17 protein-coding genes are annotated in these 13,787 nt (G+C 61.6%); 9 read left to right on the forward strand and 8 right to left on the reverse strand.

All coding sequences use genetic code 11. From position 1 onward, the window contains the following. Nucleotides 1–18: 18 nt before the first annotated feature. Nucleotides 19–879, reverse strand: a complete 861-nt coding sequence (locus HGG74_RS17330; protein ID WP_168488393.1) for a hypothetical protein — start codon at nt 877–879, stop codon at nt 19–21. Between the two features lie 183 nt (nt 880–1,062). Beyond that, nucleotides 1,063–1,257, reverse strand: a complete 195-nt coding sequence (locus HGG74_RS17335; RefSeq protein ID WP_168488394.1) for a hypothetical protein — start codon at nt 1,255–1,257, stop codon at nt 1,063–1,065. 154 nt (nt 1,258–1,411) lie between these two features. Between HGG74_RS17335 and HGG74_RS17340 the strand changes: the two genes are divergently transcribed. Continuing rightward, entirely contained in the window at nt 1,412–1,618 is a 207-nt protein-coding gene (locus tag HGG74_RS17340; protein ID WP_168488396.1) for a DUF2188 domain-containing protein, read from the forward strand. A 29-nt stretch (nt 1,619–1,647) separates the two neighbouring features. Here the strand turns inward: HGG74_RS17340 and HGG74_RS17345 are convergent, their stop codons facing one another. The 4 genes from HGG74_RS17345 to HGG74_RS21700 form a co-directional block, all read right to left on the reverse strand. After that, the gene (locus HGG74_RS17345; protein WP_168488397.1) at nt 1,648–1,935 is read right to left on the reverse strand and encodes an antibiotic biosynthesis monooxygenase; all 288 of its coding nucleotides are present in this window, start codon (nt 1,933–1,935) and stop codon (nt 1,648–1,650) included. A gap of 275 nt (nt 1,936–2,210) precedes the next feature. Further along, nucleotides 2,211–2,336, reverse strand: a complete 126-nt coding sequence (locus HGG74_RS22025; protein ID WP_281356167.1) for a hypothetical protein — start codon at nt 2,334–2,336, stop codon at nt 2,211–2,213. Between the two features lie 66 nt (nt 2,337–2,402). Next, on the reverse strand, nt 2,403–3,080 hold the full coding sequence (locus HGG74_RS17350; RefSeq protein ID WP_168488398.1) for a DUF305 domain-containing protein: 678 nt from the start codon (nt 3,078–3,080) through the stop codon (nt 2,403–2,405). A gap of 529 nt (nt 3,081–3,609) precedes the next feature. Further along, nucleotides 3,610–4,779 carry a tyrosine-type recombinase/integrase gene (locus HGG74_RS21700; RefSeq protein WP_246262993.1) on the reverse strand — a complete coding sequence of 390 codons (1,170 nt, stop codon included), beginning with the start codon at nt 4,777–4,779 and terminating at the stop codon, nt 3,610–3,612. A 703-nt stretch (nt 4,780–5,482) separates the two neighbouring features. Here HGG74_RS21700 and HGG74_RS17360 point away from each other — a divergent pair. The 7 genes from HGG74_RS17360 to HGG74_RS17390 all read left to right on the forward strand — a co-directional run bounded on the left by HGG74_RS17360 (nt 5,483) and on the right by HGG74_RS17390 (nt 9,974). Continuing rightward, entirely contained in the window at nt 5,483–5,719 is a 237-nt protein-coding gene (locus tag HGG74_RS17360) for a helix-turn-helix transcriptional regulator (protein WP_168488400.1), read from the forward strand. Between the two features lie 2 nt (nt 5,720–5,721). Then, nucleotides 5,722–6,072, forward strand: coding sequence for a hypothetical protein (locus HGG74_RS17365; RefSeq protein WP_168488402.1), 351 nt, complete (start codon nt 5,722–5,724; stop codon nt 6,070–6,072). 47 nt (nt 6,073–6,119) lie between these two features. Next, nucleotides 6,120–6,338, forward strand: a complete 219-nt coding sequence (locus tag HGG74_RS17370; protein WP_168488404.1) for a hypothetical protein — start codon at nt 6,120–6,122, stop codon at nt 6,336–6,338. Continuing rightward, nucleotides 6,335–6,769, forward strand: a complete 435-nt coding sequence (locus HGG74_RS17375; RefSeq protein ID WP_168488406.1) for a hypothetical protein — start codon at nt 6,335–6,337, stop codon at nt 6,767–6,769. Before HGG74_RS17370 ends, HGG74_RS17375 begins: the two co-directional genes overlap by 4 nt. A gap of 276 nt (nt 6,770–7,045) precedes the next feature. Further along, nucleotides 7,046–7,612, forward strand: a complete 567-nt coding sequence (locus HGG74_RS17380; protein ID WP_168488408.1) for a hypothetical protein — start codon at nt 7,046–7,048, stop codon at nt 7,610–7,612. Between the two features lie 271 nt (nt 7,613–7,883). After that, nucleotides 7,884–8,675 carry a hypothetical protein gene (locus tag HGG74_RS17385; protein WP_168488410.1) on the forward strand — a complete coding sequence of 264 codons (792 nt, stop codon included), beginning with the start codon at nt 7,884–7,886 and terminating at the stop codon, nt 8,673–8,675. A 291-nt stretch (nt 8,676–8,966) separates the two neighbouring features. Beyond that, nucleotides 8,967–9,974 (forward strand): endonuclease domain-containing protein, encoded by a 1,008-nt coding sequence (locus HGG74_RS17390; RefSeq protein WP_168488412.1) that lies wholly within the window; start codon nt 8,967–8,969, stop codon nt 9,972–9,974. 451 nt (nt 9,975–10,425) lie between these two features. Here HGG74_RS17390 and HGG74_RS17395 read toward each other — a convergent pair whose 3' ends face one another. Next, entirely contained in the window at nt 10,426–11,814 is a 1,389-nt protein-coding gene (locus HGG74_RS17395; protein ID WP_168488413.1) for a hypothetical protein, read from the reverse strand. Between the two features lie 144 nt (nt 11,815–11,958). Here HGG74_RS17395 and HGG74_RS17400 point away from each other — a divergent pair, with 144 nt between their 5' ends. Then, nucleotides 11,959–13,239 carry a DUF4357 domain-containing protein gene (locus tag HGG74_RS17400; protein WP_168488415.1) on the forward strand — a complete coding sequence of 427 codons (1,281 nt, stop codon included), beginning with the start codon at nt 11,959–11,961 and terminating at the stop codon, nt 13,237–13,239. Between the two features lie 136 nt (nt 13,240–13,375). Here the strand turns inward: HGG74_RS17400 and HGG74_RS17405 are convergent, their stop codons facing one another. Then, a complete protein-coding gene (locus HGG74_RS17405; RefSeq protein ID WP_168488417.1) occupies nt 13,376–13,786 on the reverse strand; it encodes a hypothetical protein in 411 nt (136 codons plus the stop codon). Nucleotide 13,787: the final 1 nt, after the last annotated feature.

A 13,787-nucleotide genomic window follows, 5' to 3' on the forward strand; every position in this document is an offset into this window, starting at 1 on the left:
GGGCGCGGGCAGTCCGGGCTACTGGCCCGGGACCGAGCCGGTGCCGTCCTCGGGCACTTCCGGCTCGGCCGGCTCCGGGGCCGGGAGCTCTTCCGGGGCCGCCGGTTCGGTACCGGGGGCCGGCTCTTCGGGCACGGTGGTGTCCGCTTCACCCGTCCCCGGTTCTTCGGGCGCGGGCTGGCCGGGGTCTTCACCGGTGGGGCCGCCGGTTTCCGTACCGGTGCCGTCCAGGCTGTCTTCGGCGGGCGCGGTCCCCTGCTCCTCCGGCGCGGCCGGCTCGCCCTCCTCCTCCGTCTGCTCCGTATTCCGGGAGGCCGGCTCGGTGCCGCCCAGGAACTGGCCCAGCGTCGTGGTCTGCTCCGCGGGGGCGCTGTCGCTGGTCGACGTCGCCCTCACCAGGTTGGAAATCGGCTTGTTGGTTCCGAATTCCACGGCGGTGATCCCCACCATGGCCAGAACGAACGCTGCGGCGCTGACGGCTCCGATCTTGAGCCACGTGCCCGGCGCCAGCTTCCGCCGTTCACGGGCCACTGCGGGTTCGGCCTCCGTGGCAGCCGCGGCAGCGGCAGCGGCGCCCAGCATGCCGCCGTTGGCCTCCGCCAGGCTCCGGCGCCCCGGGATCTTCTTCATCGCAATGGTGGTTGCCGTGGTGAGGGTGCGGGCATAAATAGCCCCGCCCACCGTGGCAATGACCGACCCCAGGGCGGCACCGATCAGCGTTCCGGCGACGCCGAGGAAGGACCCCACAAGGGCGGAGGTTACCGCGGCCAGGGCCGAGCCTATGGTCTGGGTACCGCTGAGTCCGAGGAGCGGTTTTGGCTTGTCGTCTTTGGGTTTGTCGTCTTTGGGCTTGTCGTCGGTATCGGAGTTTTGAGCCATGGTCACACGCATTCAGATCGGGCAGTATTACGAATAGGTAACGGTACCTTATCGCCGCCGGTTCCCGCTCTGAACCGCTTGGAACTGAGATGCTGGTCACAGCCGCAGCTGCCGCCGGAGCCGGACGGTTCCCCGGGACAGCGGAAGGCCCCGCCGGGGCGGGGCCTTCCTGACCGGTTGCGTCTAAACCTTTTCGCGGATGCGCTCCTCCGGAGCCGTGTCCTTGTCCTGGACAAGGAAGGCCCACAGCCTGTCATCATCCGCCTGCACCTGGGGCTCCGGACGCTCCTCAGGCGCTGGTTCACGCTGCCGTTCGGGCTTCCGGACGGCGTCCTTCCTGACGCTCCAGCCGAAATCCCGGTGCGATGAGTAGCACATCACCGACCTCCTTATGGTTGGCTGTCCTTTAATCGTCCTCCCGTTGAGCCGGCTAGTCGATGCCTGACCGGCCCAGTTTGGGAATATGCTTCCCACCGGCGCCGCTTGTGGGTAGCGTGGCAGGTATCCGTTCCTAGGCGGGAAGGAGTCCCCCATGCCCGCCGGCACCATCGAAACCTACTGGGAAGACGGCCACTGGATGAACCGTATCAAGGGCCAAAACAAGGTCATCTCCAGCTGCGGTTCCCGGGCCGTGGCCATCGAGCTGGGAAAGCGGGTCGCTAAGCTCCACGGCGTCCGGCATGTCATCCGGAAGCAGGGCGAGAACCCCGGGCCCACGTACGAGTCGATTCCGGAATAGGCATCGTCGCCGTACCGGCTTGCCGCAGGTCAGGCCGGGATGTCGCTGGCGGTCACCTCGAATTCCTCCACGCCCACGATCTCCATTTTGCTGTCGCTGCTCAGCTGGGCACGGAGCTTGTCGGCCGCCTGCCGGCTGGCGGTCATGGCCTCCTCGGAATCCCAGAGCGTAATGGCCAGGGACTTGCCTGACTCCTTCCCTTTGAGGAAATACAGTCCCCGGCACCCAGGCATCTCCAGCACCTTCCTGGCCTGCTCCTCCGGAGGCGACGGCGGTGTTTCCGGGCCGGTCCTGAAGGTGCTCACTCGTGCGAACATTGCTCCTCCTCCACTCGTTCCTGAGCTGGAGCCTGGCCGCGCCGGTTCCCTCGGAGCAGCCGGACCTTCGCCGGCTTCCGGACATGCTTCACCGGACGCTTCGGGCTCCTCCTACCAGTAAGGACCCGGCGGCGGGCCCGCGCAAGAGGCCGGCCCGCCGGGAACATCGGTGTGGTTCCCGCGGTTCCTGCCGCCGCCAAGTGGCCGGGCAGCAGGCAGGCATGTCACCGCGGGTCTGTATGCCCGGGCGGGGGCTCCTGCAGGACCTGGATACCCTATTCCTCCAGTTCCAGCATCCGGCGGATGCCCGTCGCGGAACTGACGATCCAGAGCACGCCCAGGTCCGGGGCCACCATGGCGACCCAGCCCCGGCAGGACGGTGCCGCCCTGCCGCGCTTCAATGAATCCGCCCTGAAGCGCCCATGGTCCATGCTGCTGGCTCGTCCGCAGCCGGGACACGGCGCGGCTCAGAGGGAAGCGACGAGCTCCTTCATCTGGTCCACTTCCGCCCGCTGCTCCGCCGCGATCTTCTTCGCCAGAGCCATCACCTCGGGGTTCAACCCGTCCTTGGCTTCCTGCTCCGCCATGGCGATCGAGCCTTCATGGTGTCTGGCCATTCCCGTCAGGAACAGGCGTTCGGCATCGATGCCCTGGGCCGACCTGAGCTCGCGAAACTGCTGTTCGCTCATCTCCACCCTTCGGTCGGATTCGTCGTTCTCGCCAGGCTGTCCGGCGTCACGTTCTCCCTCGTTACCGGCTTCGCCATCCCTGGCGTCCATGGACGGCCCACCGGTGGACATCGTGCCCGGTTCACCCCAGGCTTGGAGCCATTCCTTCATTTGTTCAATTTCCTGGGTCCGGGAAGCCTTCATGTCTTCAGCCAGCTGCTTGATCTGCGGATCGATGTCCTTCTTGCCGAGCATGATCTCGCTGACCTCCACCGCCTGCTCAAGATGCGGAATCATCTGGCTCAGGAATATCGTGTCTGCACGACTGTGTTCGGCCGAGGCAGCAGCAGTCTGGGCAGCGGTCCCGGGGGCGGAAGGGGCGGATCCCGGGCTCTCGGATGTGGTATTAGCGCCGCAGCCAGCCAGGACGAGAGCGGCGGCGAAAGCCATCGCCGGAATGGCGGTATGTCGCTTCATTGCGGGTAGTCCTTCGGGAATAGGTTCAGTCTGTGCTGTCAGTACCGGCCGTTTCAGGTCAGCGGACTTGTCCGGTTCGCTGGCTGAGGGACATCAGCTTTTATGCATGAATCCAGTCCTCTCCCGGGCCGCCAAGGACTCGTGCTGAACACGCAAGACGCAACGGCATCAAGGTTGTGAACCAGTGTATGCCCGTGCCGCCTGCATCCAGCAGGATCTGCACATTGCCCTGTGCGTCAGTTGGGCGACGACTGCTGGGATTGTGGTTCCGGTATTCCGATGGCTCTGGGAATCTGTCCGATGGCCGGCAGTGCATCCCAGACGTGGGCGGCTTCCCCGGAAACAGGCCCCGTTGACACGTTGCACACATGGCACTATTGACGGCACAGAAAAAGCCCCTGCCGAGCCGGAAAACCGCTCTAACAGAGGCTTTTATGAGAGCCCCCTGCCGGATTCGAACCGGCGACCCCCTGTTTACAAGACAGGCATTACTTCCTTAGCGTTGCTGGGTAGTAGAGGGACTAGCTTGCTAGTTACTTGCTAGCGCAAATCCTCCGACTTCCTGCAGCGCCTCGTTCAGCCGCTTCGCGCTGTCGTGCAGGTCGTCGTCGAACAGGTCACCGTACACGTCCAGTGTCATGGTTGCCGACGCATGGCCTGCGATCCGCTGGACCAGCTTGATGTTCGCCCCGGCGCTGATGGCCAGCGACACCGCGGTATGCCGGAGGTTGTGGAAGGTGGGCACGAGGAAGTCGGAGTCGCCAGGCACCAGCACGACCCGCTCCAACTCAGCCAGGCCGAGGGCGTGCCAGAGATCCGGCGTCGTCTGATCCACTACCGAGATCCCTGCAGACTTCTGGGCACGGTGCAGTGCTTCCAGCGTCTTGCCGCCGAACTCGGCCACGAGCTTGAACGTGTCGCCGTCCTGGACTCGCTTCTGCTTGTCTGTAACCCGGAGTGCATGCTGCAGCGTCTTGACGGCTGATGACGCCAGCCTGCCCGCCGGGCGGTAGTGGCGGTTGGCGAAGTTCTTGGAGTCAAGAACACGGCCGGTCGGCGATGGGAAGGCCAGGGCCTCCGGGGCCGCGCCGCCGAAGGACTCCTCCACCAGTGCGGCAACGGACTTGGGCACCGGCACCTCGCGCTGCTTCCGCGTCTTGGCCACGGCCTTCTCGACCACGACGGACGGGGTGTCTCCGAACTCGAAGTGCTTGCGGCGCAGGGTCGACACCTCGCCCCATCGCAGGCCGGTTAGTCCGGTGAACAGGACGAATGTCTGCCACTCCCCTGCGCATGCCGCGAGCCGCACCAGCTGGGGCAGTGTAAGGCGGACCTGTGTCTTCGAGCTTTCAACTTCGGGAGTGGCAATCTTACCGCCGGCGCGGTCACGCGCTGGATTGATCGGAACCCATCCCTCCACTACGGCATAGTCCAGCAGACGGGTGAAATACTTGGCGGCACGGTCCTTGCCGTAGGTGCTGGCTGGCTTGCCTGCCGGCGTGGCGAGCCCGTCGAGCCACTCCTCGACCAACCCGCGGGTAATGTTGGCGAGTGCCGTAAACTCCCATCGGGGTCGGACGTAGTGCTCCCAGTTGAACTCGTAGTCCTCCAGCGTCTTCTGCGATGCGGGCCGGTTACCTCGCGCTCCCTTGGCTGCCACGCGCTCGATCCACTTCCCCCAGGCCATCCCTACAGTCATTGACTTGGCCTTGGCCGGATCGACATAAAGCCCTTTGCGCTTGGCCTCCTCGACCTCCTCGAAGTATGCGGCAGCCTCCCGCTTCGTCTTGAACTGCGGCTGATGGCGTTTGCCTGCAGTGTCTACATAGCTGGCAATCCATTTGCCATGCTTGTTCTTCCAGACCCCCCATGCGCTCCCCTCCCAACGATCAACTGTCTTGCAAGAATAACAGTGGGTTCAGGGCAGCTATCGCTGCCCTGCCTTCCCCATGGTCACCACCAAGACCGCTGGTTCGGATTCCATCCGGGCAAGATCGGGACATGACCGTGACACGCCGAGGAAAGGACGACACGCGCTCCTCCTCTTGCGGAAATCTCATCCACAATCTGTGGACAATTCACCGCCTCCGGCGCAGATCCAGGCCTTATTGTGCTGCAAGTTTTGCCCGTACCTGTGGATTCGGAGGGTGATAAATGACATGTGTGTAATACATCCTCAAGATATTCAGAATCGAAGGCTGCAGTAGATGTAGGATGGAGAACGAAGGCGGGTGGTGACCCGCCGGAGCTTATCAGGGCTCCGAAACGACCGAGATGAACACGGTCCAAAGAGCACCCCTCGGGCACTCGGGCACACTTGGCGCGCTCCATCTCAGCGCGTAGCCAACGCCGCAATCCTTTATTGACATGCCGCCATGCGCGGCACGATGCGCAGGAGAAGCGTGCCTTCTTTCGATTCACATACTGACCACCTGCCGGTTACCGCCGTGACCGCGCGGGAGATCACCGGCAATATCTACCTCAGCCGGGCCGAAGCTGCCGCGTACCTAGGCCTTGCACCCAAGACGCTGGCCCAGCACCGCCACGACGGCCCGCCCTACTCACGGTTCTTCGGCGCCGTGCGCTACAAGCTGGCCGACCTTGAGAACTGGGCGCGCCAGCAGCGCGTGGTGCGCTGACGATGGCGGCAGGGACAGCCCTTGACTGGCTGGCCGCCATTGAACCCCGCTCGGCCCTGAGCGACGATGCAAAGACTATTGCCGCCCATCTCACCTACGGATGGCAGGGGATTGGCCAGGACATGCGCCTTGGTCAGCCGGGTTTGCAGCAGTTCACCGGATGGCGGACCCGCGGCCGCATCATGGCCGTCGCGCATGAGCTTCGCCGGGCCGGATTCCTGACCGGCTACGGGACCAGGGAACGCAGGTTCCGCCCCACAGATCCGGCGGAACGTCTGCCCAAGGCCCGTGAACAGGCCGCCGTCAACGATCCTGGGCGCAAGCTCAAGGCCCTGCGCGGCGGCGCCCGGTGAATCCGCTGCGCGCCGTATGGCCATCTGCCGCGCTCGCAGATCCCGGCATGGACGAGAACGTCCGGAAGATCGCAGAGGCCCTGGTCGAGGCCGTTACGGGCCTGTCTCCGGTCTCCCGCACCAACTGGCGCAAGCTCTCCCGCGACATCGGCACGCCGCGGCAAGCCGTATTCGACGCGCTGGAGGCTCTGACCGCCGCCGGCTACATCTCCGGATGGGTCAACGGCGCCGGCTACCGGCTGGCCCTGCCGGAATCGGGAGGGTGACGGCGGCATCCCTGCCTGACTGGGAGCTCCAGAATGCCGGCCGTTACTGGCTCAAGGTAGCCAGGCACCGGGCCGGCAACTGGAATCCCGCGGAGCAGTACGACGCCGGGGAATACCTGGTGGCCGTGGAAGCCTCCGGCCTTAAGCCCAAGGTCAAGCGGACGATCATTGCCACCGCCGGCACCGCCGACCACTGCGGCACCACCACCATAGACCGGGCCACCGTCGCCGCCATGGTGGGATGCCGGAAGCTGGACACCATCACGGCGCACTGGCAGGCAGCCGAGCGGCTGGGGCTGATCCACTCCCGCCGGCGCTGGAACACCTCGAAGGTACAGGCAATGACCTTGCCGCACTGGAGGTTCGAACTGGCCGACGACGTGGCGCCCCTGCCCTGGCCGGACAAAGGCCAGGCCGACCCGCCGTTCTGAGGGCGTGGCAAAAAACGGGTTATCCCATAAGCCATCCACCCCAGTAAAGGGAAAAAGACAGGCAACCAGGCTGCGGCAGCAGGGAGCGAAGCGACACCTGATGCAGTCTCAGCGGCGCTTGTCAGCGGTTTTCAGGCCTCTACCCCCGGCGACACATCAAGGGCACATAGCGGAGCCGCGCCAGCGGCTCCGGCTGGAAGTCTCCAGCACATCAACAAAAGAACAGAGAACCGCTGACGCGGTTCTCCTGAATGACTCAAGGAACGGAGTACCCACATGAGTAAGACCCCATTGGAAGCTGCCCAGGCAAAGCGTTCTGCCACCATGGCCAATCTGGATGCCGCCAGGAACAACCTCCAGATCCAGACCAACGACGCCCAAGCCTCCGTGGCCGAGGTTAACCGCCTCAAGGCCGCCATTGCGGCCGGAGATGCCTCCGTTGCCGGGCAGCTGGTCACCGCCAAGGGCAAGGCCGATGACCTCGCCGCCGTGATTGAGCCGTTCCGGCAGGCCGTCGCCGCCGCCGAACGTGCCGAACGTCCGGCATGTCTGGAGCTTGTGGCAGAGACCTTGAAGGATGACCGCGGCGACCTGCTCACCGCTGCCGAGCTGGCCGAGCTCGAGGCCGAGACGCGGGCAACCATCGACGCCGCGGCCGCCAAGCTGGGGGAAGCCATCCTCAAGCACAATGCCGCCCTCGCGGCAGGCATGGCAGAAGTCCGGGAGGCACAGAAGGGATTGACTCCCAATGTCTCCGTGCTGGTCACCGAATCCGGCTACGGCTCCAGCTTCACCAGGGCATTGTTCATTGACGGTCAGGACTACCGGGAGGCATCCCCGTAGGCTGCCATTGACCGGACCACCAACCGCACCGCCTGCCGGTGATTCGACGCTGCCAATGCCGCCGGGCTGGAGGCCCGGCGCGCGGCCCTGGAGGCCAGCCGCGCCAAACAGGCCGCCTTGGTCAATGACCGCGCCGCCGTACATCCCGGCGCCAGCATGGCCACGCTGACAAAGCCCCGCGCCCTGAACGGCCGTCGGCCCGTCTAACCGTCCATTGGTGGAGGCCTGCCGCCTCATGCGCGGCAGGCCTCCACACTCCAGAGAGGAACCCATGACCTGCGAAATTGAAGACTGTAACCGCCACACGGACACCGCCGGCATGTGCTGCGTCCACTACCAGCGAAGCCGGAAGTATCCCGGCGACCTAGACAAGCTCCATGCTCCCATCGGCGCCTACCGGCAGAAGGGCTGCAAGGTGGAGGGATGCCCCGCACCGCACAAGGCATTGGGCTACTGCAACCATCACCACGTCCGCGTGCACCGCAACGGCACCCCGGAGAAGATCGGCCGCCGGCCCAAGCCCCAGCCCGCGCCGAACCCCTGCCAGGCAGAGGGATGCAGCAAGCTGGCCACAACCAAGACCGCCGCCGGCTACTGCTCCATGCACAAGACCCGGCTTGAACGTCACGGCAGCTTGGACGGGCCGGAAGCTCGGCGCCCTGATCCCATCCTCCGCTTTGCCGAGAAGGTGGAGGCAGACGGGGAATGCTGGGTTTGGACCGGCCCGCCGGACGCTGACGGATACGGACACTTTTACGTGGACGGGCGCAACTACCGTGCCCACCGCTGGCTGTATATGCGGCTGGTCAATCCCAACCTGAGCCCGGAAATGCAGCTGGACCACATCTGCAGCCGTGACGAGGAAGATCCGTTGTGCATCAAGCCCGGCCACCTGCAGGAAATCACCCCGGCAGAACATGCCCGGCTGACCAACCGCCGGGCCGCAATCCTCAAGGACAATCCCGGGATGGAATGGGGCGCGGACCGGAGGCACCGGAGCATGGCTGAACTGTTCTTCGGTCTGGAGAACCATCTGCCTACGGCGCTGCATTCCAAGGGCTGAACGGGTTTCATCGACTTCATTACCCGTCGCCGGCCTTGCTCGCTAAGCACGGGCGGGTAGGGGCTCGCCCCTTCAAGGGGTCCCCCCTGCCCGCCCGTGCTGCAGCCATTCAATAAACCGTCTCCAGTCTGATCGAGGTCAGGCCACCCATGTCTGAATCCAGCTATTCCAAAGCGATCCTGACAGCAGCACTCGGACAAACTTCAGGAGTTCAATAAAGACCAGCACCCCTACATCGTCGGTGATCGAGTCGGACCCCTGCCCACGTTCTCCAGATTCAACCTGGACAAGATGGACGAGCTGGAGGCGAAGGCGGGATCGCAGCGGCCCAAGGGCTATAGCGACCTGTCGTACCCGGCGCGTAACATGCGCGCCATGGAAACGACATGCATCAGGCTGGCCAGGAGTGGCGAGGGCGTTTGCGGCCGCAGGGCGGTGAAGGTCCCGGAGCGGTTGTGCCGGTATCACTTCGGGGAGTACCTGGCAGAGCAGGGCATTACGTGCGTCGGCCCCGGCTCGGACGGCGAGGAGCTGTGCAGGCGGAACGTGTACACCCGCAGGTCACGGTTGTGCGTTTCCCACCGCAACCAGAAGGCGGCCGGTGAGGAGTTGAGGCCGATCCGACACACCAACCCGCCCGGCGTCAAGACGCCGTGCCGGTTCCCGGACTGTGGACGCCCCGCAAAGGCACACGGTCTGTGCAGTGCGCATGACGCCCAATCGAGGAGTGGCGACGGGACACTAAAGCCCTGCGTCGTACGGCGGCCGGAGAGGCGTTCGACCTTCTACCGGGTTGACGGCTTGAAGGAGTGCGGCATGTGCCTGCGGCTGCTGCCCGAGGAGGAGTTTCAGGATAGCAAGCACTTCAAGGACGCGAAGATGTGGCACTGCCGCCGCTGTGCCGCGGATTTTCACTTGCGGCGCACGTTCGGCATCACCATTGACCGTTACGAGGAAATGTTGGCCGAGCAGGGCGGCGTATGCGCGCGCTGCAAGCAGCCCGAGACGAACGGCAAGCGGCTGTCGGTTGACCACAACCGCAAGTGCTGTCCGACGTACAAGAGCTGCGGCAGGTGCGTTCGGAGGCTTCTGTGCCACCGGTGCAATTGGATCGTCGGCCGGGCCGAGGAGAGTGCTGAACTGCTCCGCAACCTAGCCGCCTACATCGAGGAGTGGGACGAGAAGCTCGGGTGGGTCGACGGGGTCAACCTGAAAACAGCGTCTGCCACCGAATTGGCCAACCACGCGCAGACAGGTCCCCAAGCGGTGTGGTTGAAGGTGCGAGGTCGCCAAGAGTAACTACAGATACCGTTTTCCTGTCTACCAGTACTGGATCAACCCTCTTTCGCCTCACCGCAGCACTATACGGTCATCAAGGAATTTAGCTGGTTGCCCCACGCTCAATACTTACGACTCTAGCTGTCTCACTAAACGTTCCTTTATGGGGATGGGTCAGCTGCCCGACCGTCGCCAAAACTAGACCTTGATTTCCGGCATTCACCTTGCCCCAACAATCAGTCTCATGTAGACCTGTCTCAAATTCGTCCACACAAACCTTTACTGAGATGCGAGGCGGAAGACTGGCACGATTCGCCTATGCCAGGGTTAGCCCCGCAGGCCAAAGCACAGTTCTGCAGTCGCAGGCATTGCAAGCCGTTAGGTGTGAAAGGATTGTTAGGGATCGTGATGTCAGCAACACCAAGGCCGTGCTGATCCGGCACATGTCTCGCTGCATGCTGTCGTTACTACCTTATAAGCCATTGCGCTTTTGATGCCGCCGGCGCTGGATCTGCAAAGCGGCTAAAAGCACACCTGTTGTTGCTGCCCCGATCGACGTGGTAACGACAAACGCTTCAACGGATGGATTGAATAGAACAGCGGCTCCCGTGTAACAGAGACCAATAGGCGCCAGCAGTGCTGTCAATACCTGGACCAAGCTATTCATGCGCTCTTGGGATTCTTGAATTTTGTCAGCTTGGGTGGCGGCAGCCCGGGCCTGAAGCGAAGAAGCCAGACGTGATGCCTCTGTGATGTCCTCCGCAAACCGCTGTGCATCGTAATGCATATTTGATTGCTCCTGCATCCTCTGCAAGATCACATCCATCGGCTTCTGCTTTGAACGCGTCATTGAATCGAACCAGATGAGTCGTTTAAAATTAAAGTAACTGATCTCCAGACTCAAAAGTTGAGCGGCATCTGCGATGGAGCGCTTGCGGAAATTTTCGTCGAACTCTCTGATCGCTGACATCTGTGTTTGTGCCAGTAAGAGGACATCTAGAAAAATCGTATGGCAGTAGACGCGAAGGAACTCCAGAGAATCATCCCGTGGCAGACTGAACGAAAGACCATCGCGCATCACTAACGCGTGCCAGCCAATCTTTCGTGGAGTCACCCTTAGTTCGTCGAGACGTTCGCTAGTAACATCAAGCCTGCCTGGAGAGATACCTGCAACGAGTAGATATTGAAGATGGTCGGATTCTAGTGACTGATTAGTGTTAGCCAGAAGTTCGGGCGCATGAGTCAATGTAATCACACGCGACCGCACGGAAGTAAGGCTCCACCCAGCCGGGATCACTCGGGAGAGGATCGATAGGAAATGGCTCCATTCTGCAGTGTGCCCATCCGGCAACTCAGGATTCCAAAAACGCAGCGCGCGCAGATCATCCGCATTGTCAAGGTAGTGAGCCTCCGGTGCCATACCTTCTTTCGGGCGACCGCCAGTGAAATGAACAGCCAAGATAGCGGATTCAGGAGATGAGCTGACGATGATCGGTGGCTGACTGAGGAATTCGCAGGCAAAGAACGATAGCGAACCCAGTTCGCCGAGGCGTTCCGCCACGTGGTGCCGTCCCGTCAGGATTCCAGCGTCTTCCTGCACGCCGAGTCCTGAAGCGTAAAGGAGTTCTCCGGCACCGCCGTCTACGGCAGTCAGCCTGGCGTCAGCAGTTGTCGATCGACTTGTGAGCCGGTCTTTGAGATCACTTCTCGATGGCGTCTCCACCGGCAACGGGCCAGGCATCCACGTCTTGGAAAGCACGTGTCGAGCAGGACCACCATGAGCGCGCTCAAGCCTCAGCAGGAGTACACCTCCGAGCGCCTGATCTGGATTCGAATCAAGAAACCTGACGGAATTCCCCATGCTACCTTTCTGGCTGGCACTGCCCGGTGCCCGAGTCAGACTCCGGTTAACCGTTTAAGTGTTCACTAGATACTCTCATGTCGGCAGACGCGCGCAGGTGTACGCGTGCTCCTGTACACAACAGATCAAGGGAGTAATCAGCAAATGACCAGTATTTTCCATGGCTTTGAGGAGTACCTGCTACCGGACGACACCGTGAAAACCGCTGCCCTCACGGAGGGCTTTGTCGCATTGGATGCCAATGTGCTCCTGAACCTCTACAAGATGGACGACGGCGCGTCAAAGGTCTGGATGAAAGCCTTCGAAGCGTTAGGACCCCGGCTATGGGTCCCTCATCAGGCGATGGTTGAGTTTTGGCGAAACCGTGCTCGCACGGCGGTTCATCCCATCACTGCCAACCAGGCTCGAAATAAGATCATCAGTGCTCAAAGAACCATTGAGGATGAGTACCACAAGTGGTCCTCCAGCCGAGGCCACGGTGATTTGGACGCAGCGATACTCGAAGAGGCGATCAGCGCGGTCCAGAAAATCATTGTGGAAATAGATGATTTCATTGATAGCCGCAAAGTTCGCTTCTCCGTCAATCCGAACAATGACGAAGTAGTCAACGAGCTTGAACGCATCCTTGCCGGAAAGATAGGATCTCCCTATCCGGACGACGAATACAGGGAGCAGATCGAGACCGCCAAGTCCCGTTTCGATAACCAAATACCGCCCGGATACATTGATGCCGAGAAGGGCACCGACAAGCAGTATGGCGACTTCCTGCTATGGCGACAGGTGCTCGATCATGCAAAGACATTGAGGTCCAAGGGCAGATTGAAAATCGTGCTCGTCACGGCCGAGAAGAAGGATGACTGGTGGCGGAAGGTCGAAACCTCGGAAGAAAATAGTGGCCATCGAGCTCCCCGCTTTGAACTCCTCCTTGAGGCTAAGAATGAATGCAATGCTGATCTAATCATGCTTAGTCCCTCAGACTTTCTGACCGCAGCAGAAACCGCCTTCAAGATCGGCCTGTCGGAAGAGATCATCAAATCCACGCAAGCTGCATCGAGTGAACCAGGCGCCGATGAAGCGACTATTATCGAGGACACTCTGTACCTGCGGGCCTTCGGACATGAAACGGCCACAGGCAAGGAGCAGGAAGGCGGCGGGATTCTGGTTCTATCAGGCACCACTCGATCCGTACCCACCCAGACAACTCCTGCGCACATTGTATCGACCAGGGAGAAACTCCTGAATGGGGGAATCTTTCGGCCTCGTGATTCTGACACGTGGGAGCTTACTGAACCTTATTTGTTCAGTTCTGCCTCGACCGCCGCCGCTGTTATGCTTGGCCGTAGTGCAAATGGCCTTGATGAATGGAAGAACCGACAGGGACTGTCTATCAAGCAATTAAGAGAGGCTCAAGACGCAGAGAACTAGATATCGCCCTGACTGCTGGGAAGTGAAGGGGATTGTCACGGCTTACAGCGTCACTAGCGCGCAATTCTTTACAAATACTAATCTTTGTAGCTACTCGTTCTCCGGTGTGGCGGTTTAAACTATCTAAGCCGTCCTGTCAATTTACGAAGTCTTTGAGGCGGTGATGTTCAAAGTAGCGGTGGGATGCCGGATGTTCTTTCCAGAATTCCGGCTTCCGTCCACGCAGGTGATTATTGATGTACACAGCCACGGCTCCGACGTCAGGGGCAAGGGAACTGACCTCTACGGTTCCTTCTGCATTCAGGCATATGAAGCCCCGACCAAAGAGCTCATCACAGCCGAGCTTACAGTTGGGCATTGCTATGTTCTCGAAGTCCTGTTTTTCAGTGTCCGAGCATGCAGACCGGCGCTTGATGTGTGCGGCGACAAGGAACTCGATGGGCATGATTCGCTCGCACAGGGCGCAAATGCCAGCGTTGCCGGGGAGGACGTAGTTGCGCAAGTAGGCTTGTTCCTTGCGCCTGAGGACGGTTGCTTCCTCGTCCAAG

The organism is Arthrobacter mobilis (genome assembly GCF_012395835.1).
Classification (GTDB): domain Bacteria; phylum Actinomycetota; class Actinomycetes; order Actinomycetales; family Micrococcaceae; genus Crystallibacter; species Crystallibacter mobilis.